The sequence below is a fragment of the Rhodococcus sp. LW-XY12 genome, assembly GCF_019317345.1.
Taxonomy (GTDB): Bacteria; Actinomycetota; Actinomycetes; order Mycobacteriales; family Mycobacteriaceae; genus Rhodococcus; species Rhodococcus pyridinivorans.
In genome coordinates this window covers 5,057,830-5,074,067 of sequence record NZ_CP079225.1, presented here as the reverse complement: position 1 = coordinate 5,074,067, position 16,238 = coordinate 5,057,830, and the positions used below count along the sequence as shown (strand labels likewise).

The following is a 16,238-nucleotide window of genomic DNA, read 5'->3' as shown; positions in this document are numbered from 1 at the left end:
TTGGCTTGTGCGCGCCATCATCTACTGCCGAGTCAGCAGCGACCCAACAGGGCGAGGCCGCTCCGTCTCCGAGCAGGAAGCCGAGTGCCGTGCAGTGTGCGAACGTGAGGGCTGGGAGATCTCAGAAGTCCTTACAGACAACGACATCGGTGCATCGCGTTTCTCCGGGAAGGACCGCCCTGCGTGGCGCCGACTGCACGATACGCTCGGTGCCGGCGATGTTCTGGTCACGTGGGTTGCGAGCCGTGCACAGCGCGACCTCGAAGCGTACGTACAGTTACGGAACCTCTGCGCCGACCGTGGTGTCCTATGGTCGTACAGCGGCCGCACCTACGACCTGAACCGCGGTGACGACCGATTCACCACCGGACTGGACGCGCTCCTGTCCGAACGTGAAGCTGAGAACATCCGCGAGCATGTTCTCCGCGCGGCTCGGGCCTCCGCGCTCGCCGGACGACCCCACGGGAAGATCCCGTACGGATACCGAGCTGTGCGCGACCCAGAGACCGGTCGGATCGTTGAGCGAATTCCAGATGGAGCCGGGTCGCTGATTGTGCAGGAGGCGGCACGCCGAATCCTTGCGGGCGAGACACTGCATGCGATCACTCGCGACTTCCGGGAACGCGGCACTCCTCCTCCGCCCGGCGCCCAGACATGGCGGCCTCAGATGATCAAGAGAATGGTTCTCCGTCCGACATACGCTGGCATTCGCGTGCACCAGGGTGCCCCGGTCGGAAAGGGCAAATGGGAGCCACTCATTACGCCGGAGGACCAAGAGAAACTGACCGCGATTCTCACCGATCCGACGCGGGTGACCCACCGCGGGGTGGCGCCGCGGCACCTTCTGACAGGGATTGCGCTCTGCGGTGTCTGCGGAGAACAGTCCGGCAGCACCATGCGACGGATCAACAGGAAGGGCCACGAAGCCTATCACTGCAATGAAAACGGTTGCGTCACCAGGAAAATGAAGCCTCTCGATGAGTACGTCACAGCGGCTGTCATAGGTCGACTCGAGGAGCCATCGCTGATTGGTACGATCGGCGCAACAGGCACCGAAGCTGCTGACTTGTACGCCCAGGCTCGAGTGCTCCAGGCCCGACTTGACTCGTTCATCAAAGATGGGATCGAGGGTCTGGTTTCCTCCGCTGTCGTCGGGCAGGCGGAGAAAACCCTCGTCCCGCAAATCGAAGAACTTGAAGTCCGCGCTCGGAGAGCTGCATCGTCACCCATTGTGGGCGAGATGGCCGGCCCTCAAGCTGAGGCACGATGGTACGAAGCCAGCATCGAACACCGTCGCGAAGTAGTGCGCACACTCGTCAAGGTCGAGATCCTGCCTGTCAGGGGAACTCGTCGGGTGTTCAACCCCGAAGATGTTCGGTTGACCTGGCAGAAATGAGACGTCGCCCTGTGTACCGGCCTGCACGGTACATATTTCGCCACGCAAGAATGATCGGCTCTGTGACATCAAGTTCGTAGGCGAGCATTCTGACGTTTGGGCCGTGAATCTGTTCGGCGCGAGCGTACTCGTCCGCCGTGATCAGCAACCGCGCAGCGTACTCGTCGGCTTGTCGTTCCTGCCGTGCTTTCAGATAAGGATCGCAACTGCGGATGTGGCGATAGAAGGCATGGCCGAGCTCGTGAGCGAGGACGCCGCGTTTGCGCCGGCGAGTCAGCCCGGGTCTCAGGACGATAGTTCGCGTTTCATCGTCATAGTGCCCCGCGCGGCCCCGGAGGGGGTGACCCTCGACGACTGTCACGCCGAGGGTCGCTGCCACTGAAATCAACCTGCTCACCAACGAGATCGTGTCCTTTCTACGGGATGTACCCGTGATCGTCTTCCTCTCCGTCCTCGTAATCATGTTCATAAGAGACGGCCCGAAGGTGGAGATCGTCACGATTCGATGAAACGTTGCTTGGAGTCTCGGTGAACACCGACCCAGTGCCGGCGTTCATGCGCCGGTCGATCTCCGTGAGGAGCTGACCGTTCGTGGCACGGCGCAATGCCTCCTCCACGCCTAGGCCTTCTACATCTGCCCGTTTGAGGTATCCAGTGGCCACGAGTTCGTCTGCAGCCTTATGGCCATAGGCCCGGGCGAGCGCGATGACGTTCTCGGGGCGGATGCCTCCTCGCGAGAGCTGCTTGGTGATGGTGCTCTGATCAATGCCGATCTTGCGTGCGGCCGTTCGGATGGAATCGCCGTTGAGCAGCTTCTCGAGCCATTGCCTATGTTCCATGTGATGAATCCTGTCATCACGTGACCCCGATCGTCAATCCCTAGGCGTGGAAAAAATTCCTCAATTGTTGACACCAATCCTCAACTCGAGGCATGCTGTCATCGTTCGATGACAAACGTCCTGGAGGCCAGAGTGAAGATGCGTGCAGAGCTTGAGCCCGGTCTGATCGATCGACTCAAGCGAGACCACAACTTCGGCACTGACGAGCAGCTCGCCGCAGCCATACGCTGCAATGTCGCCGACGTTGACGCACTCCGCAACGGATCCGAGCCGTCCTACGTGACGATCCTCGCCATTGCCACCATCACCGGCCGAGAGACATTCGATTTTGTTCGCCGTGTTAATTCGGACGCGGCATGACAGACGAGGAACTCGAACGCATTCGTTCAGCAGGTAGAGCGCAAGGCAGGTCCCAGTGGGGCAAGCCGCTCCCAACGCGGACGGTCCAGGTGTTGCGCCTTATTGCTGAGTCGATCTCAACAGCGTCAACCGACACTGCCGCTTAGTCCGTCCGGAACGAAGCAAACAAGAAAGAAGCCGCCAGCTGATACCGCAGCTGACGGCTACCGACACCGAACAGACAAGGAAGCCCGATGTCGAGCACCAACATTACCCGCCCCAACGTCGCCGTGCTCGAGCCGGTCGACACCCCGATCTTCGACGAGCTGACCGCCCACTTCTTCACTACGCCCGTCGACACCGCCTACTTCTTCACCACCCCCGCCAAGTCCGACGTTCTCGACGCCCAGGTCGTCGACGTCAACGACACCGAGCTCGTCGAGGACGTCATCGTCGACGGCCCCACTGGCATTGAAATGTGGCTGTGGATCCTTGCCCTCAGCGCAGTCATCTGCGGGATCGGATTCCTGTACATCATCGGCGCGACAGGACGCATCGCATGATCACCGACGACGCGACCGAACCGGTCATCTTCGACAGCCGGATCCTCTGGCACCTCGCCAAGGGCACCCGATTCGTCGAACTCGACTCCGGTCGCGTCTTCACCATCGGCGACCGGCCCGGACGACTGTGGCGCGGCAACACCCCCTGCACCGTCGAATCCCTCGACATGCCCGTGCAGATCCGCAGCCTGCCGGAGACCAAGAAGTGAGCGCCCGCCGGCGCAGGTGCCCAGGACACCCGCACAGACTCCTGCACGCGAACACCTTCGCCTGCTCCGAGTGCTGGCGACGGTTGCCCGACCGCCTGCGCCGGCCCGTCCTCGCGACCCTCGGCAAGTCCGCGTCGCGAGGAAAGACCGAAGCCTGGAACAACGCAGCCGCCTACCTCGGAAGCCGATCATCATGACGACGAACGACCTCACTGACACCGATCTCCGCGCTGTAGCAAACGAACTCGGACCGCAGTACGCCATTCTGCACTGTCCGCCGATCACCCTGCCGTGGTTCTCGACCGACAAGAACACCATGGTCGTCCTCGACGAGGCGACTGGCGACATCCGTATCGCCACCGCCGGTGTGCTGAGCCGTGCCACCCGCATCGAGCTCGCCACCGCACTGGTCGCCACGATCCTCGACGACCCGGAGCAGGGGAGCGACCGATGAGCCACGGTCTCGAGAAGAAGCGCCAGGACGCCGGCGGATACCCGACCGAGGGCTACCCGCCCCCGGGTGTCGTCGTCAACCGTGTCCGCTCGCTGCTGCGCACCTGGAGCCAGTTCGGCACCGGCGGCGAGGACAACATGATCGCCGAGCTGCACGAGGCCCTCGGAACGGATGCGAACCGATGACCGACAACCTCGACCGGCCGCTGCCGAAGAAGACGCTCAACCTCTTCACGATCGCCGAGGTTCTCCTCGTCGTCGCCGTCCTGACCTTTGCTGCACTCGGATGGGGCTGGCTTGTCCTGCTCACCGGCTGGGCACTGCTGAACGTCGCCTTCGTCCGCGCTCGTGTCCTCCGCGTCTACCGCCGCGAGCTCGTCGATGCAGCGAACAACGGAACGAGAATCCAGTGACCAATACCTCGCCAATGTTCAGCGCATTCGCCCTGTGCCACCTGTGCGCCGCGGTCGTCGTCGACGAAGAACAACACCAACGCTTCCACGAAGGGATCGTGAAGGCGTTCGAGGACCGAGACAAAGCTGTTCAGAAGGGTTTCAAGCAGCATGCCGACGCGGTCCGACGAGTGCTGCGCAGAGCGGGACTCGTGAAGCCGGAACCGAAACCTCAACCACGGACACCGCCTACGGACGTGCAAGGCGGAATGTGCAGTAAGTGCGCTGGAGGGCTCGTCACCGCCGGCATCGACCCCCAGATCCCAATCCGGGAATCCGATGCGACCGTGCCGTATCTGGTCTGCGTCGGATGTCTTCGCGAGATCCGCCGGGGCTGATCGTGACCGACGATCCTCACGCGAAATACCGCGTCACAGACAGCGTTCCGGTCGCATCCGCGATCCTGTCCGCCGCGGCGAACGTGCCACCCGTCGTCCGGCTCTGCTCGGTCTGCGACGAGCAGCTGCCCGCCGGCGTCGTCAAGCACGTGCAGTGCCGGGCCTGGACTGCCTGAGATCGCCAGCCCACTCGAAACGCCACACCCCGCACCGGAAGGACAGCAGTGACCACCATCTGCGTCTCCACCCACGACCTGCGACGCGCATGCACCGCAGTCGTCCCGCACGCCAACCCGAAGATCGAGATCCTCGACCGGGTGCGCTTCACCATCGACCCGCACAACATCACGCTCACCGCCACCGACGGCTGGACATCCGGACTTGCCATCGTCTCCATCTGGGAAACCGAGAACGACATCATCCCGATCCCCGAGGACGGCATCCTCGTCGATCTCGCGTCCGAGCAGATCCGCAAGATCCTTTCCGTCTTCAAGGCGCCGGCCGACAAGGGCGACGAGCCCGAAGCGATCCTGCAGATCGAGGTCGGCGACAACTACGTGAAGATCGCCGACGTCTCCGGACTGCCCGGCATCGACGGCCAAGCCCTCGAGTTGCCCCGCATGGACACCTACACCGGATTCGCGGACGTCGCCCACACCATCTCCCGCATCCGCTGCATGCCCGAAACTGCGCTCACCACCGTGAACATGAGCCCGAAGATCGTGTCCGCGTTCACCGCAGCCGCCAAGGCCTACAACGAAACGATCCAGATCACCGCACACTCCGAGTCCCGGACGCTCACCGTCGTCATCGGCGAATCGTTCCTCGGACTCCTCACCCCGGTGCAACTCACCGACGAAGAACGCGCGCGTCACCTGCAGTGGGCCGACGCGTGGGACGTCCGGCTGCCGGCGGCCGACTCGCTCCCACGCAATGCAACGAAGGACACCACCATCACCTCGGTGCTCAAGGAAGGTGCCGGGCTCCTGGTCGAGGCCGGCGTGACGTCGATCAGCTTCTCGGCGAAGGACAGCGACCAGTGAGCACCGAGACGTACATCCTCACCGGCGACAGCCGAAAACGCTTCGAGCAGCTCATGGCCGAGTTCGTTCCCGTCGCGGTCGCAGAAGCGTCCGTGGCTGTCTCTGACAGATTCTCGACCCGGCAGCTCGCCCACCCGGACCCCGCCATCCGTAACCGGATGTGGGCGATGCGCGACTACCCGGACCCGCCCGAAGGCCTCGTGAAGATCCTCGCCGCGGCGATCATCTCTTGGGAGCAGGAATCCTCATCGACTCAAACGAGCGTCGAGGCCGCAACCGCATTCCGCGCATGCGCCTGGGAACTTCGCCAGATCCTCAAGGACTTCCCGGAGGGACCCGCATGATCCTCGATACACAGCCGGAACACCGGTCGTCCGACCGCGATCCACTGCGCACGATCGAGAACGTCCTCGCGTTCAGCTCCGCTGACTGGGCACGCAACAACGACACCGCATGGCTCTACGGCATCGTCCTCGGCTGGGACGACGAGCCCGGCGTACCCGTCGAGGACCAGTCCGGCGCGATGACCGAACTCGCGGGCCGGTTCCAGTGGTCCGAAGAGCGCGTCGAACAGCTACGGGCTCTGCACACCGAATATCAGCGCATCGCTGCCGAGTACCAACACCGCTCGGAGGTCGAACGTAAACGAGCCGGGCGTGGCCGTATCCGCTACGGAGATCCGGTCCTGACCGTGTTCGGCGACGCGATCAGCATCGAACAGCCGGCCGTGTCCAACCTCGCGCCGAACCTCGAGCAGGAAGTGCTGCTGCGCATCAACCCTGACGACATCGGCGCCCACCGTGACCTCTCCGTCTACCTCAACCGCGCCGACGCTCGCGCACTGCGCGACCGCCTCGACGCCTGGCTCACCGACACCGCGAAGGAAACCCACCAGTGACCACATCGGACCTCCAAGTCTGGGACTGCCGCAAGTGCGCGTCGATCCGCTCCGCCCCGTGCGGCGGTGTGTGCCTGCCGGCAGACAACGTCACCCGCGAATCCACTCGGCCGCTGTCCACTCACCAGTCCACGCACCACGCGGGGGTCGCCTACGCCGTGTCACAGGGACACGACCGCAACGAGGTCGAGGCGATGACCACACGCGAGCTGGTCGATGCGTTTGGAGTCGGGCTGTGAGCGCCGCGTCCGCCGCAGTTGTCGTCGCGTGCGCTGCACTCGCCACGGTCACCGGGCTCGGCATCTACCGATTCGCGGTGTGGTTCGCCGGCACACAGGACGACCGGGAGCAGGTGTGGGGATGAGCGGCTACAGGGGAGGGGATCCCGGTGCCGACCCCGCCGACGAATGGGATGCCTCAGATCGCGAATCGTATTCCGCCGGCGGATGGATTCCGGGCGGTCAGGTCACTGTCGATCTGGACCCCGAGGAGTGCATCGTTGCTCGCCGCGAAGGGAAGTGGCAGTGCATCCGTGCCCACGACCACGGCGACCAGTCGGTCGTCAACACGCTCAACCTCTGTGAGACAGACCTGTTCGTAGAGGCGGCCAACCGCGACAGAAAAGAGAAGTCATGAGTGCCATCGACGACTACCGCAAGACCATCACAATCGGCCCCGACGGAATCCGCGTCGGCGACACCCTCCTGCCTGGCTGTATTAGGCGCGACATCATCGTGCGCCCGGACACGGAACACAAAGACCATTGGACCGTCGAACTCGTCCTCCTGACCGGAAAGCCGCCCGTATTCGAAGGGGGCGCAACCCTCGGCCCCGACGACACGGTGATCAGTGCCGCCGAGACGACTCCCAGCGACGGTTCGCAGTGAAGAACCCCGACAAGGCCCGTGCACGCGAGATTCAGATCAGCGGACAGCTCGCAGAGACACTCGCCGCGCACGCCGTCCGAGCTATCGGACCCAGGGGAACCGTCCTGAAGGTCACCGACGATGCCGCTGCCTCGTTGATCCGAGCGACGTTCATCGCTCGACTCGCTGAGACGGCCACGAAACTCGCGAACGGAGAACCCCTCAAATGAGCATCCGAGACGAACTCGCCCAGGAGTTCAAGAAGCACGCGATGCGCTCTTGGGATTCCAGGAAACCCGCCGAGGAACAGACGGAATGCCGGTGTGGATGGGTAGGCGGTGACCTATTGGGACACCAGCTCAACGAGGTCTCAAAACGATTTGGCATCGTCGAACTGCCCGAGCCGGAGAAGGACAAGTGGGGCAACCCCGACTTCTCCAACGAACACATTCGCCTGACCGTGTACTCGTACTCCCGCACTCAGCTCGAGGTTCCCGAGTACTTCGGCGTCAACGACGGCGTCAACTCATTCCAGTTGCGGGACCTGGCTGCTCGGTGTCTCGCTGCCGCGAACCGAGCGGAGGCACAGCCATGAGCCCATGCCATCGGATCACCCACGAAGCAATGGCATGGACCGTGTCGGCCCTCGGGTCCGCCGACCGGAAGGAGTGGCAGGCATGAGTGATCCGACGACTCCCGAGGGCCGCGCCGAACTGCGACGTCTGTTGGGATCAGGCTTTACAGATCAGCCGTGGGCGATCTGGCACGACCTCGATCACCAGGGATTCAAGACGATCGGCGACGAGGCCGGTGTGCTCTCCGACGGGAAACCATTCACCGAAGAGTGCAACCCATTCGCGCACGTCTACACCGATGACCTTGCCGATCTGATCGTCGCTGCTGTGACCGCGCTCCCGGCACTCCTCGATGCACTCGACCAGGCCGATGCTGAACTCGCGGGGTATCGAGCCGAGGAGCAGCGCGTTCGCGCATGGAATGCGCTCGTCAACGAAGGGAACGTGCGCTGCACCGACTGTGGTCTGCGCTACGCCGAACGCGAGGAGTACTCATGCGGCGACGAGCGCCACCAGGGCGTGCACTACTACGACCCCGAGGAGCTGGTCGAAGCTCGCCGCCGCGCTCTGGAAGGCGAGCCGTGATGCACACCCTCGACCTCGGGTACGACTCGGTGCCGCTGTCAATGAACTCACGGATGCACTGGGGCAAGAGCTCCCGCATAACGAAGCAAATCCGCACCACCGCATGGCTTCTCGCCAGGCAAGCCAAGGTCCCCACCAATTGCGACCACGTCACCGTCTGCTTGCACTACCGGCCGAAGGTCAACCGTCGCCGCGACTCGGACAACCTCATGCCCGTCCTCAAGGCCGCCTGCGATGGCCTCGTCGACGCCGGCCTCGTCGCAGACGACACCCCTGACCAGATGACGAAGCAGATGCCCGTCATCCATCCAGCCGAGAAGGGCCGCGACGGCGCGCTCTGGCTCACCATCACGATCGGAGACCCCCAGTGACCACCCCTGTTCCCGTGACCCTGTTCGCGAAGACGGCCGGCTGCCAGCAGTGCGTCGCCACGAAACGTCACCTCGACCGCCAGGGCACCCCGTACGAACTGCGCTACGTCGATCAGGACCCGGAGGCCGCCGACGCGGTGAAGCTTCTCGGCTACCAGGCCGTGCCGGTCATCGTGGCCGGCGACATGCACTGGTCCGGATTCCGACCGGACAAGCTCAACGCGCTCGGCCGTCTGCACACGATCGCCGCAGGCATCGCAGAGCTGGACGCGACAGCCGAAGCCTGGCTCACCGAGCTCGAATCGAGCGCGGCATGAAGACACTCGCAACTATCGCCGGGATCGGAAACCTGTGCACCGCCGGCGTGCTGACCATGGCCGCCATCGTCTTCGACATGACCGGCACCGCCCTCATCCACCTCGGCCGCGACTGACCACCACCCACCCCGCCGAGACCCAGGAAGGACCGGAACTGACATGAGCACTCTCGACCTGTTCGACCTCACCGAGACATCGCCGTTCGACGCCATCCGCCAGGTCCGCGCCGACGGCACCGAGTTCTGGTCCGCCCGCGACCTCATGACCGCCATGGCGTACGGACAGTGGAAGAACTTCCTCACCCCACTCACCCGCGCATGGAAGACGGTCGAGAACCAGGGACACGACCCGGAGACCCACTTTTCCCGATCGGGAAAAGTCGCCCCCTCCGGGCCCGCCGCCCAGGACTACGAACTCACCCGGTTCGCCGCCTACCTCATCGCGATGAACGGTGACCCCCACAAGCCGGAGGTCGCCGCGGCGCAGGCGTACTTCGCGATCCAGACCCGCGTCGCCGAGACCACGTCGGCCCGGCCTGCCGTTCCGCAGACCTACGCCCAGGCTCTGCGCGCGGCAGCCGACGAGGCAGAGCGCGCGGAAGCCGCGGAGCGGAAGGTCGCCGAGCTCGAGCCTCGCGCGCAGGTTGCCGACGAGCTGATGAACGCCGAGGGGCTCTACACGCTCCAGGCCGCTGCGAAGGCCATGCACTGGGGTCCGAACGTGTTCTTCCGCGACCTGCGTCGTCTGGGGATCCTGCAGAGCAACAACCTGCCTTACCAGCGGTACGCGCATCACTTCGAGGTGAAACTCGGCACGCGTCAGCATCCGACGACGAAAGAGACGATCCCGACGACGCGCACGTTCGTGAAGCCGTCGGCGCTGCCGTTCCTGCGGAAGAAGCTGCACGGCGTCGATGAGCCGGTGCAGTTCGTGAACGGAGCGGACGCATGACCCCGCCCCGTGATCTCGCCGACGCGCAGACCCGCATCGACGAGCTCGAGGAACAACTCGCAGTTGCGCGCGCGACCAACCAGCGACTGAACCGCCGCTGCCAGATCGCCGAGAAGGCTGCGCACGAGAACATCGACGCGTGCCGGCGCGCTGGACAGTCTCTCGGCCGCGGCCTCGCCAACCTGGCTGCCTTGAGTTACAGCGAGAAGCTCGACGAAATCCGCTCGTACGCCGAGCGAATCCGAACCGATGACATCGACGCGGTAGAGCTCCCCGAGGAACCCACCGACGCACTCGTGAGCCTCGCGATCTACGCCACTGCCACCGGCATCGGCGACCGCATCCTCATGATCCTCGACGGGAAGGCTGACCGATGAGCAAGTACTGGATGGACACCTACTGCGCCGCGACCCTCGAAGCCGCACCCGGCCACAAATGCCTGTGTACGCACCACCGCCCCCTCCACCCCAGCCCGCACCGATGCGCCTGCGGACACCTGTGGGGCGACCCGTTCGTGGAGATGACCTACGACGAACAGCGCGCCTTCCTCGGCTTGAAGGACGTGCGGTCAGAACTGGCATGGCAACGGATCGGACGCCAGTTCAAGGGCATCGCGGCGGCATTCCAGAAGCTCGGAGAGGACATCCGCGTCAGCCTCAAACTCGCCGGCGTCGACCCCGATGACCCGGACAGCTGGGCGTTGGCAGGGGAGAAGTAATGACGCTCGTCGACGCGCGGAAGCGCTTCCTCTCCTCGGTCACCACCGAGTGCCCGGTGTGCTGGCGCGGATGCACGCTCACCGATGCCCGCAAGGTCCGGTTCCACCGCGACACCCGTGGCGAACCCTGCCCGATGTCCGGCAAGGAACTGCCTCCGCACCCGCTGGAACCACTCACACCGCGCCGCTGACCGGCTCACCACCCCCAATTCACTCACTTGCCTTCCCGAAGGACACACGATGAACGAACGCCACCGCCCACGGATCTTCACCGCACCGAAGCTCTGGGACGAAGAATCGATGCTCGCCGCGGACTTCGCGTCGGTCAGCGAGGTAGCTGATCGGCCGCTCGATACGTGGCAGCACTTCGTGCTCGAGAAGGCCGCACGCATCATGCCCAGGCCTGCCGGTGTGCCGAGACCGTCCCGTCCCGTCTGGTCTGCGTCCGAGGTCGGTGTCCTCGCCGGCCGACAGAACGGCATGACCGCTCTCGCCGAATCCCGCGAGCTCGGCGGCATGTACGTCCTCGGCGAGAATGTCGTCCACACCACAGTGAATCGTGAGGCAGCGCGCAATGCGATGAACCGGACAGCCCGGATCATCAAGTCCTGCCCTCACCTGGACCGCCTGGTAGAGACGATGTACTGGACTCGCGGTGAGGAAGAAATCAGGCTGGTCCACGGCGGATCCATCAAGTTCCGTGCCCGCGGCAGCGCCCGTTCGATCGACAGCGCGCGCGGTGCCGACCTTCTCGTCATCGATGACGCCCCGGAGATCGATGACTTCTGGTGGATGAGCGCCGTCGGCGCCCGGCCTGAGAGCTGGCGTCGCACCGCGCAGCAGGTCTGGTACCTCGGCACCGCCGTCGACCGGACACGACACCCCCGCGGCGGGGTGTTCTCACAGATCCGGCACCGCGGCCTGACCCGAACCGACCCGTACCTGTGCTGGATCGAATACTCCGCGCCCGACGACCGCCACGACGACGGGACGCTACGGATCGACCCGATCGCCCGGTACCGGATCAACCAGGCCAACCCCAGCGCGCGTGCTCGTTACGAGGTGATTCAGCACCTCTACCACCTCCTGGACCTGCGTACCTACGAGACCGAGTTCCTCGGCATCGGCGACTGGTACACCCCCGAATCTGCCTGACCGAAGGTCCTCGTCACCGCGAAACAACAAGAGGTGCAGTGTTCTTCCAATGCGATGATCAGCTCCCGACATCCCGAAAACACCGGGAACTGATCGAACAAGTTCTCCACAACCGACTCGACGGCATCGCCGCGATCGGACTGTGGACGATGGCCGGCACCGACTGCCAGGCCGCCGGAGGCGACGGCGTCGTCAAACGCGCCGACACCATCCGGATCATGCTCGACCCCCGCGTCGCCGACCACCTCGCCGCGCAGCTCGTCGCCGTCGGACTCTGGCACGCACCCGGCCACGACTGCCCACGCTGTCCCCCCGTCGCCGACGGAACATACCTATTTCACGACTGGTTCGACCTCGGCTACGACCCCGCCGCGAAAGTCGACATCACCCGCCGCAAACGGAAGGAGCTGAAAGACGCCGTCATCCTGAACTCGGTCTGGGCACGCGACTGCATCGACCCTGCGAAGCCGAACGAAGCGAAGTGCCGCTACTGCGGCACCGTCGTCCGCCGCAAGGACACCCGCTCGCAGACCGGCCGCCGCCCCCAACTCGACCACGTCGACCCCACCCGCGCAGACGGCGCACGCAACATCGTCGTCTCCTGCGCGGACTGCAACGGCCGCAAAGGCAACCGCACCCCCGCCCAAGCGGACATGGTCCTGCTGCCCCCGCCCCGTGCCAACGTCTCGCCGAAACCAACCGCTGCTGAGTCCGTCTCGCCGCACCACACCGACGCTGAGCCCGTCTCGCCGGCACCCGCCGACGCAGAGACCAGCTCGCCGGTGAACCGCGCCGCAGAGACCACCTCGCCGGTCACACGCGCCGCTGAGAACATCCGCACGACCAGCAGTGACGCGACCAAATCCCGACCAAATCCGGACCACACACCCGACCACCCGAAACGAGGTGTCCCCGCGCGGGCGACGCGCGCGGGCGCGGGCATGGGAGGGTCAGGGCAGGGTAAGGGTTCTTGTACTGGGTTACCCGAGCAAGAACCTCACGTGAGATCTCCTCGCAAACGACGTCGACGCGGAAAAGGCAGATCCCACCACCAGACCGAGACTGCCGCTCCCAGCCAGCAGGTCACCTCACCTCCTGCCATCCCCACACCCCAGTGGGATGCCGGCCCCGCACCCGAAGTCCCCACCCCAGGTCGGTTCGGATCCCCGTGGCACGGATGGACCGGACCCCCGTCGACCGTCGGCGACGAGACCGATTGCCCAACCCACCATCTGCCCGAGCCGTGCTGGAAGTGCGCACCGCCGGAAGGACACCCGCATGACCACTGACCAGACACCGACCCACGCCTGCCGCGCCGGCGGATTCTGTCGCGGCCGCACCCGCGACCCCGAGACCGGCCAGTGGATCCCAGCCCTGACCATCCGCCCCGGCTTCCTGTGCGAGGGCTGCATCCGCGCCGTCACCGCAGCGACCGCCGCGCTGTGGCAGGACTACCTCGCCCTGTACCGAGCATTCGGCGACACCAGCATCACCGGCCCGGCCACCGGCCCGCGCGCCACCTCACCGACACCCGCGGTCCCGGTGAACGTGCACACCGACGCACTCATGGGCGAGATCGCCGACACCGCACACCGATGCGCCACTGTCATCGCTGAACGCCTCGCACTCGACACCGACCCGGACGAGCGCGCCGTTGGACACAACCTCGACCTGGTCGAGAAGAACATCGAGGTCCTGCTCATGGTCCCCGAGCACGACGCGATGGTCTGGCTGCCCGGTGGCGAACAGTGGGAGTCCACTACCCAGGACGGTGTGAGTCTCGCGCTGCGCCTGGTCGATCTGCATCGCCGCGCATCGTCGACACTCGGCGTGACCCGCGGCCGTGATCGGATGCCGTTGCCGTGCCCACGCTGCGAGGAATCACAGCTCGGTCGCTGGCATGGCAGTGAGCTGATCGACTGCCTCGCGTGCGGATGCTCGTGGACCGAGTTCGACTACCGACGCATGACCACCATCCTCGCCACCGACTACCAGGAGTTCGCATGACGATCATCGAGTTCATTGAAGCCCGACTTGCCGAAGACGAGCAGATTGCAACCAAGGCGGGGACGGGCAAGTACGCCCGATGGGATTACGCAGGTGACTGTGACTCCGCATCGAATGGCGAGGTGTACTACCCCGACACACGGACGGTCATCAGGCACATGAACGGCCACGAGTCAATCAGCTATGGCTGCGTCACTTGTGACAGCGAGGGATTGACACCTTCGGTGGCTGAGGAGATAGGCCCTCACATCGCTCGCCACGACCCGGCCCGCGTGCTGCATGAGATTGAAGCGAAGCGAAAGTTGCTCGATCTCAGTCGCCGGTGGCTGGTGTCCCGTGGGGGTCAGGCCGGTGAGATGAACCGGAAGAACGCTATCGACATCCTCGGCCTACTGGCTGCGCCGTACTTCGATCATCCCGACTACCAGAAGGAGTGGGCGTGAACATCCTCCACATCCCACACCATTGCGAACTTCCATCCATCAGTTCCTACCCGTACAACACCGTGATGGAGTGTGAGGACTGCAGCCAGATCTGGGTAAGGAAATACGGCGGGTGGGTTCGACTGAGGTGGTATCACTTCGAAGCCCGGCGACATCTCGTGAAGAAGCGGACCGATGAGCGCTGACCCGTGGCCATGGCCGGCCGACACCCAGCTCGACCGCGCCCGCCGTATCGCCCAGTCCTACCGCGAAGCGCTGCTCGCGCTCGACGCCGCCAAGTGCATGAACCTCGACGACCGAGCCCGCGAACTCGGCCAAGCATGGGTAGTGCCCGAGCTCGTGACCATCGACGAGAACGAAATGCTCTCGGCCACTGACGCGGCCGCACTCGTCGGGGTGAACCGCTCGACGCTGTACCGCTGGGTCGACGCCGGCCACCTGGTCGCGATCTACCGAACCAACAAGCAACGCCCACTGTTCCGCTCTGGTGATGTCCTTAACGCGGCCGCTGTGCAGCGCCGTCGACGCGCCGCTCGGGCGGCTCGGTAGCGCACTTCGTTTGTCGCGTGCTACATTCGTGCCAACGGCCGACGTGTATCTCGAACACGTCGGCCGAAGTGTTTTCCACAGCACGCGAGCGGGGTGAGCATGAACCTCATCCGCGCGCTCATCGCTCGTCACCGACGGGCTACGCGCATGGCCACGCACACCGCAACAGCTCTACTCGGTTGTCCCATCCATGGGCGCCGCGGCTGCTCGGTCCGGACCCGCCACTGTCCCACGGCAGACGATGAGTAGTTCGACTACCGCCCGCGGCCTGGGTTGGGATCACCAGAAGACCCGCGAACGACTGCTGCGTAACCACGTCGACGGCACACCGTGCTGGTGGTGCTCGCTGCCGATGTTCCGCAACCGCACCAACAACTGGGACCACGACCCGACGTCGAACGACCCGGCCTCCGGATCGCTTGCTGCCGACCACAGTCAGGCGCGAGCGCACGGCGGAACCCAGGCCGATCGACTGCTCCACGGCACGTGCAACAAGGAGCGCCAAGACGGCCGGCGGGACCATCTTCGGCCCGCTGTCACAGGCCACCGAATCGGCGCAGAAGAGAGCGAAGAACCGCTCGGTATTAGGCTGCTTCCATGGCCCTGACCTGCGGATATACCCCACCCCCGAAAATTATCGAGGGGGTGGGGGTCTCCTGACTGGCCTCTTCCTCAGTCAGGAATCTCTCTCCGACATTTTTTTCCACAGTCCAAATCGGAGGTGAAAAAGTGACGACCGACACGCCTCCGGACGACGACCTCGACGCCGAACCCACCCCCGAAAACGACGACGATCAGACCTTCGATCCCGACGTTCTGTCGGTGGCCGAGGCGGCGCGAAGCGGATCACGGCGCGCGCTGATGGTGGCGATTCGAGACCGGATCGCGGAAGCGGTGACGGACAGCGACTGCCCACCGCGAGATCTGGCGTCGCTGACGAAGCGACTGCAGGACACCGCGAACGAGATCGAGGCGATCGATGCGCGAGCTGCAGAGGACGTTGAGAACGACCCCGGTCGGATCCGGGAGTTGGAGGCAGCGTTGCGTGCGGTCGCTCCCGGTCACCCGCTACTGACAGGCAGTGTCGATGACAGGTTCGACGCGTCGACTCTCTGAGGTTGCACGTCATCTGGTGATCCCCGATGGGATTGTCACCTCGAATTTCCCTCGG

General features: G+C 64.7%; 33 protein-coding genes and 1 pseudogene. 32 read left to right on the top strand and 2 right to left on the bottom strand.

Annotated elements, in window-relative coordinates; genetic code table 11:
• Window positions 1-7: 7 nt before the first annotated feature.
• On the top strand, window positions 8-1,396 hold the full coding sequence (locus KXC42_RS23525; protein ID WP_071935960.1) for a recombinase family protein: 1,389 nt from the start codon (window positions 8-10) through the stop codon (window positions 1,394-1,396).
• On the opposite strand, the gene KXC42_RS27840 is transcribed toward KXC42_RS23525, so the two are convergent.
• Window positions 1,359-1,859, bottom strand: coding sequence for an ImmA/IrrE family metallo-endopeptidase (locus KXC42_RS27840; protein ID WP_373922201.1), 501 nt, complete (start codon window positions 1,857-1,859; stop codon window positions 1,359-1,361). The genes KXC42_RS23525 and KXC42_RS27840 overlap by 38 nt on opposite strands.
• Window positions 1,813-2,235: a helix-turn-helix transcriptional regulator gene (locus KXC42_RS23515; protein ID WP_071935958.1), complete on the bottom strand. Its 423-nt coding sequence runs from the start codon at window positions 2,233-2,235 to the stop codon at window positions 1,813-1,815. The genes KXC42_RS27840 and KXC42_RS23515 overlap by 47 nt, the downstream gene beginning before the upstream one ends.
• 108 nt (window positions 2,236-2,343) lie before the next feature.
• Between KXC42_RS23515 and KXC42_RS23510 the strand changes: the two genes are divergently transcribed.
• The 31 genes and pseudogenes from KXC42_RS23510 to KXC42_RS23365 all read left to right on the top strand — a co-directional run bounded on the left by KXC42_RS23510 (window position 2,344) and on the right by KXC42_RS23365 (window position 16,183).
• Window positions 2,344-2,595, top strand: a complete 252-nt coding sequence (locus KXC42_RS23510; RefSeq protein ID WP_232238002.1) for an XRE family transcriptional regulator — start codon at window positions 2,344-2,346, stop codon at window positions 2,593-2,595.
• A gap of 233 nt (window positions 2,596-2,828) precedes the next feature.
• Window positions 2,829-3,137, top strand: a complete 309-nt coding sequence (locus tag KXC42_RS23505) for a hypothetical protein (RefSeq protein ID WP_071935957.1) — start codon at window positions 2,829-2,831, stop codon at window positions 3,135-3,137.
• Window positions 3,134-3,346: a hypothetical protein gene (locus KXC42_RS23500; protein WP_071935956.1), complete on the top strand. Its 213-nt coding sequence runs from the start codon at window positions 3,134-3,136 to the stop codon at window positions 3,344-3,346. Before KXC42_RS23505 ends, KXC42_RS23500 begins: the two co-directional genes overlap by 4 nt.
• 193 nt (window positions 3,347-3,539) lie before the next feature.
• Window positions 3,540-3,800 carry a hypothetical protein gene (locus KXC42_RS23495; RefSeq protein WP_219129693.1) on the top strand — a complete coding sequence of 87 codons (261 nt, stop codon included), beginning with the start codon at window positions 3,540-3,542 and terminating at the stop codon, window positions 3,798-3,800.
• Entirely contained in the window at window positions 3,797-3,985 is a 189-nt protein-coding gene (locus KXC42_RS23490; RefSeq protein ID WP_219129692.1) for a hypothetical protein, read from the top strand. The genes KXC42_RS23495 and KXC42_RS23490 overlap by 4 nt, the downstream gene beginning before the upstream one ends.
• The gene (locus KXC42_RS23485) at window positions 3,982-4,212 is read left to right on the top strand and encodes a hypothetical protein (protein ID WP_219129691.1); all 231 of its coding nucleotides are present in this window, start codon (window positions 3,982-3,984) and stop codon (window positions 4,210-4,212) included. The genes KXC42_RS23490 and KXC42_RS23485 overlap by 4 nt, the downstream gene beginning before the upstream one ends.
• Window positions 4,209-4,589 (top strand): hypothetical protein, encoded by a 381-nt coding sequence (locus KXC42_RS23480; RefSeq protein WP_219129690.1) that lies wholly within the window; start codon window positions 4,209-4,211, stop codon window positions 4,587-4,589. Before KXC42_RS23485 ends, KXC42_RS23480 begins: the two co-directional genes overlap by 4 nt.
• Before the next feature lie 2 nt (window positions 4,590-4,591).
• Window positions 4,592-4,765 (top strand): hypothetical protein, encoded by a 174-nt coding sequence (locus KXC42_RS23475; RefSeq protein ID WP_156895290.1) that lies wholly within the window; start codon window positions 4,592-4,594, stop codon window positions 4,763-4,765.
• A gap of 48 nt (window positions 4,766-4,813) precedes the next feature.
• On the top strand, window positions 4,814-5,632 hold the full coding sequence (locus tag KXC42_RS23470; RefSeq protein WP_219129688.1) for a hypothetical protein: 819 nt from the start codon (window positions 4,814-4,816) through the stop codon (window positions 5,630-5,632).
• Complete coding sequence (locus KXC42_RS23465; protein ID WP_219129687.1) at window positions 5,629-5,976, top strand: hypothetical protein; 348 nt, start codon at window positions 5,629-5,631, stop codon at window positions 5,974-5,976. Before KXC42_RS23470 ends, KXC42_RS23465 begins: the two co-directional genes overlap by 4 nt.
• Window positions 5,973-6,530: a hypothetical protein gene (locus tag KXC42_RS23460; protein WP_219129686.1), complete on the top strand. Its 558-nt coding sequence runs from the start codon at window positions 5,973-5,975 to the stop codon at window positions 6,528-6,530. Before KXC42_RS23465 ends, KXC42_RS23460 begins: the two co-directional genes overlap by 4 nt.
• Window positions 6,527-6,769, top strand: a complete 243-nt coding sequence (locus KXC42_RS23455) for a hypothetical protein (RefSeq protein ID WP_219129685.1) — start codon at window positions 6,527-6,529, stop codon at window positions 6,767-6,769. The genes KXC42_RS23460 and KXC42_RS23455 overlap by 4 nt, the downstream gene beginning before the upstream one ends.
• The gene (locus tag KXC42_RS27455; protein ID WP_257605939.1) at window positions 6,766-6,894 is read left to right on the top strand and encodes a hypothetical protein; all 129 of its coding nucleotides are present in this window, start codon (window positions 6,766-6,768) and stop codon (window positions 6,892-6,894) included. The genes KXC42_RS23455 and KXC42_RS27455 overlap by 4 nt, the downstream gene beginning before the upstream one ends.
• A complete protein-coding gene (locus KXC42_RS23450; protein WP_219129684.1) occupies window positions 6,891-7,166 on the top strand; it encodes a hypothetical protein in 276 nt (91 codons plus the stop codon). The genes KXC42_RS27455 and KXC42_RS23450 overlap by 4 nt, the downstream gene beginning before the upstream one ends.
• Window positions 7,163-7,417, top strand: coding sequence for a hypothetical protein (locus KXC42_RS23445; protein WP_219129683.1), 255 nt, complete (start codon window positions 7,163-7,165; stop codon window positions 7,415-7,417). Before KXC42_RS23450 ends, KXC42_RS23445 begins: the two co-directional genes overlap by 4 nt.
• Entirely contained in the window at window positions 7,414-7,626 is a 213-nt protein-coding gene (locus KXC42_RS23440; RefSeq protein ID WP_219129682.1) for a hypothetical protein, read from the top strand. The genes KXC42_RS23445 and KXC42_RS23440 overlap by 4 nt, the downstream gene beginning before the upstream one ends.
• Complete coding sequence (locus KXC42_RS23435; RefSeq protein ID WP_219129681.1) at window positions 7,623-7,991, top strand: hypothetical protein; 369 nt, start codon at window positions 7,623-7,625, stop codon at window positions 7,989-7,991. Before KXC42_RS23440 ends, KXC42_RS23435 begins: the two co-directional genes overlap by 4 nt.
• Window positions 7,992-8,073: 82 nt before the next feature.
• Window positions 8,074-8,556: a hypothetical protein gene (locus KXC42_RS23430; protein ID WP_219129679.1), complete on the top strand. Its 483-nt coding sequence runs from the start codon at window positions 8,074-8,076 to the stop codon at window positions 8,554-8,556.
• Window positions 8,556-8,927, top strand: a complete 372-nt coding sequence (locus tag KXC42_RS23425; RefSeq protein WP_219130544.1) for a hypothetical protein — start codon at window positions 8,556-8,558, stop codon at window positions 8,925-8,927. Before KXC42_RS23430 ends, KXC42_RS23425 begins: the two co-directional genes overlap by 1 nt.
• A pseudogene (locus tag KXC42_RS23420) lies at window positions 8,924-9,154 on the top strand (glutaredoxin domain-containing protein); the annotation flags it as partial. The gene KXC42_RS23425 and the pseudogene KXC42_RS23420, both read left to right, overlap by 4 nt.
• A gap of 249 nt (window positions 9,155-9,403) precedes the next feature.
• Window positions 9,404-10,195, top strand: a complete 792-nt coding sequence (locus tag KXC42_RS23415; RefSeq protein ID WP_219129677.1) for a phage antirepressor KilAC domain-containing protein — start codon at window positions 9,404-9,406, stop codon at window positions 10,193-10,195.
• Window positions 10,192-10,572: a hypothetical protein gene (locus tag KXC42_RS23410; RefSeq protein ID WP_219129676.1), complete on the top strand. Its 381-nt coding sequence runs from the start codon at window positions 10,192-10,194 to the stop codon at window positions 10,570-10,572. The genes KXC42_RS23415 and KXC42_RS23410 overlap by 4 nt, the downstream gene beginning before the upstream one ends.
• On the top strand, window positions 10,569-10,913 hold the full coding sequence (locus KXC42_RS23405) for a hypothetical protein (protein WP_219129675.1): 345 nt from the start codon (window positions 10,569-10,571) through the stop codon (window positions 10,911-10,913). The genes KXC42_RS23410 and KXC42_RS23405 overlap by 4 nt, the downstream gene beginning before the upstream one ends.
• Window positions 10,913-11,104: a hypothetical protein gene (locus tag KXC42_RS23400; protein WP_219129674.1), complete on the top strand. Its 192-nt coding sequence runs from the start codon at window positions 10,913-10,915 to the stop codon at window positions 11,102-11,104. The genes KXC42_RS23405 and KXC42_RS23400 overlap by 1 nt, the downstream gene beginning before the upstream one ends.
• 49 nt (window positions 11,105-11,153) lie before the next feature.
• On the top strand, window positions 11,154-12,068 hold the full coding sequence (locus tag KXC42_RS23395; RefSeq protein ID WP_219129673.1) for a hypothetical protein: 915 nt from the start codon (window positions 11,154-11,156) through the stop codon (window positions 12,066-12,068).
• A gap of 38 nt (window positions 12,069-12,106) precedes the next feature.
• Window positions 12,107-13,357: an HNH endonuclease domain-containing protein gene (locus KXC42_RS23390; protein WP_219129672.1), complete on the top strand. Its 1,251-nt coding sequence runs from the start codon at window positions 12,107-12,109 to the stop codon at window positions 13,355-13,357.
• Window positions 13,347-14,075, top strand: coding sequence for a hypothetical protein (locus KXC42_RS23385; protein WP_219129671.1), 729 nt, complete (start codon window positions 13,347-13,349; stop codon window positions 14,073-14,075). Before KXC42_RS23390 ends, KXC42_RS23385 begins: the two co-directional genes overlap by 11 nt.
• Entirely contained in the window at window positions 14,072-14,518 is a 447-nt protein-coding gene (locus KXC42_RS23380; protein ID WP_219129670.1) for a DUF6221 family protein, read from the top strand. Before KXC42_RS23385 ends, KXC42_RS23380 begins: the two co-directional genes overlap by 4 nt.
• 174 nt (window positions 14,519-14,692) lie before the next feature.
• Window positions 14,693-15,067: a helix-turn-helix domain-containing protein gene (locus tag KXC42_RS23375; protein WP_219129669.1), complete on the top strand. Its 375-nt coding sequence runs from the start codon at window positions 14,693-14,695 to the stop codon at window positions 15,065-15,067.
• Window positions 15,068-15,308: 241 nt separating this feature from the next.
• Window positions 15,309-15,674 carry a hypothetical protein gene (locus tag KXC42_RS23370; RefSeq protein ID WP_219129668.1) on the top strand — a complete coding sequence of 122 codons (366 nt, stop codon included), beginning with the start codon at window positions 15,309-15,311 and terminating at the stop codon, window positions 15,672-15,674.
• 122 nt (window positions 15,675-15,796) lie between these two features.
• Window positions 15,797-16,183: a hypothetical protein gene (locus KXC42_RS23365; RefSeq protein WP_219129667.1), complete on the top strand. Its 387-nt coding sequence runs from the start codon at window positions 15,797-15,799 to the stop codon at window positions 16,181-16,183.
• Window positions 16,184-16,238: the final 55 nt, after the last annotated feature.

Bases quoted from the DNA above. Each gene is read 5' to 3' on its own strand.
- KXC42_RS23380 (WP_219129670.1), top strand. From the start codon at position 14,072: ATGACGATCATCGAGTTCATTGAAGCCCGACTTGCCGAAGACGAGCAG.
- KXC42_RS23370 (WP_219129668.1), top strand. From the start codon at position 15,309: ATGAGTAGTTCGACTACCGCCCGCGGCCTGGGTTGGGATCACCAGAAG.
- KXC42_RS23410 (WP_219129676.1), top strand. From the start codon at position 10,192: ATGACCCCGCCCCGTGATCTCGCCGACGCGCAGACCCGCATCGACGAG.
- KXC42_RS23500 (WP_071935956.1), top strand. From the start codon at position 3,134: ATGATCACCGACGACGCGACCGAACCGGTCATCTTCGACAGCCGGATC.
- KXC42_RS23460 (WP_219129686.1), top strand. From the start codon at position 5,973: ATGATCCTCGATACACAGCCGGAACACCGGTCGTCCGACCGCGATCCA.
- KXC42_RS27840 (WP_373922201.1), bottom strand. From the start codon at position 1,859: ATGATTACGAGGACGGAGAGGAAGACGATCACGGGTACATCCCGTAGA.
- KXC42_RS23515 (WP_071935958.1), bottom strand. From the start codon at position 2,235: ATGGAACATAGGCAATGGCTCGAGAAGCTGCTCAACGGCGATTCCATC.
- KXC42_RS23435 (WP_219129681.1), top strand. From the start codon at position 7,623: ATGAGCATCCGAGACGAACTCGCCCAGGAGTTCAAGAAGCACGCGATG.
- KXC42_RS23490 (WP_219129692.1), top strand. From the start codon at position 3,797: ATGAGCCACGGTCTCGAGAAGAAGCGCCAGGACGCCGGCGGATACCCG.
- KXC42_RS23495 (WP_219129693.1), top strand. From the start codon at position 3,540: ATGACGACGAACGACCTCACTGACACCGATCTCCGCGCTGTAGCAAAC.
- KXC42_RS23375 (WP_219129669.1), top strand. From the start codon at position 14,693: ATGAGCGCTGACCCGTGGCCATGGCCGGCCGACACCCAGCTCGACCGC.
- KXC42_RS23400 (WP_219129674.1), top strand. From the start codon at position 10,913: ATGACGCTCGTCGACGCGCGGAAGCGCTTCCTCTCCTCGGTCACCACC.
- KXC42_RS23450 (WP_219129684.1), top strand. From the start codon at position 6,891: ATGAGCGGCTACAGGGGAGGGGATCCCGGTGCCGACCCCGCCGACGAA.
- KXC42_RS23395 (WP_219129673.1), top strand. From the start codon at position 11,154: ATGAACGAACGCCACCGCCCACGGATCTTCACCGCACCGAAGCTCTGG.
- KXC42_RS23505 (WP_071935957.1), top strand. From the start codon at position 2,829: ATGTCGAGCACCAACATTACCCGCCCCAACGTCGCCGTGCTCGAGCCG.
- KXC42_RS23385 (WP_219129671.1), top strand. From the start codon at position 13,347: ATGACCACTGACCAGACACCGACCCACGCCTGCCGCGCCGGCGGATTC.
- KXC42_RS23510 (WP_232238002.1), top strand. From the start codon at position 2,344: ATGACAAACGTCCTGGAGGCCAGAGTGAAGATGCGTGCAGAGCTTGAG.
- KXC42_RS23445 (WP_219129683.1), top strand. From the start codon at position 7,163: ATGAGTGCCATCGACGACTACCGCAAGACCATCACAATCGGCCCCGAC.
- KXC42_RS23430 (WP_219129679.1), top strand. From the start codon at position 8,074: ATGAGTGATCCGACGACTCCCGAGGGCCGCGCCGAACTGCGACGTCTG.
- KXC42_RS23405 (WP_219129675.1), top strand. From the start codon at position 10,569: ATGAGCAAGTACTGGATGGACACCTACTGCGCCGCGACCCTCGAAGCC.
- KXC42_RS23415 (WP_219129677.1), top strand. From the start codon at position 9,404: ATGAGCACTCTCGACCTGTTCGACCTCACCGAGACATCGCCGTTCGAC.
- KXC42_RS23425 (WP_219130544.1), top strand. From the start codon at position 8,556: ATGCACACCCTCGACCTCGGGTACGACTCGGTGCCGCTGTCAATGAAC.
- KXC42_RS23485 (WP_219129691.1), top strand. From the start codon at position 3,982: ATGACCGACAACCTCGACCGGCCGCTGCCGAAGAAGACGCTCAACCTC.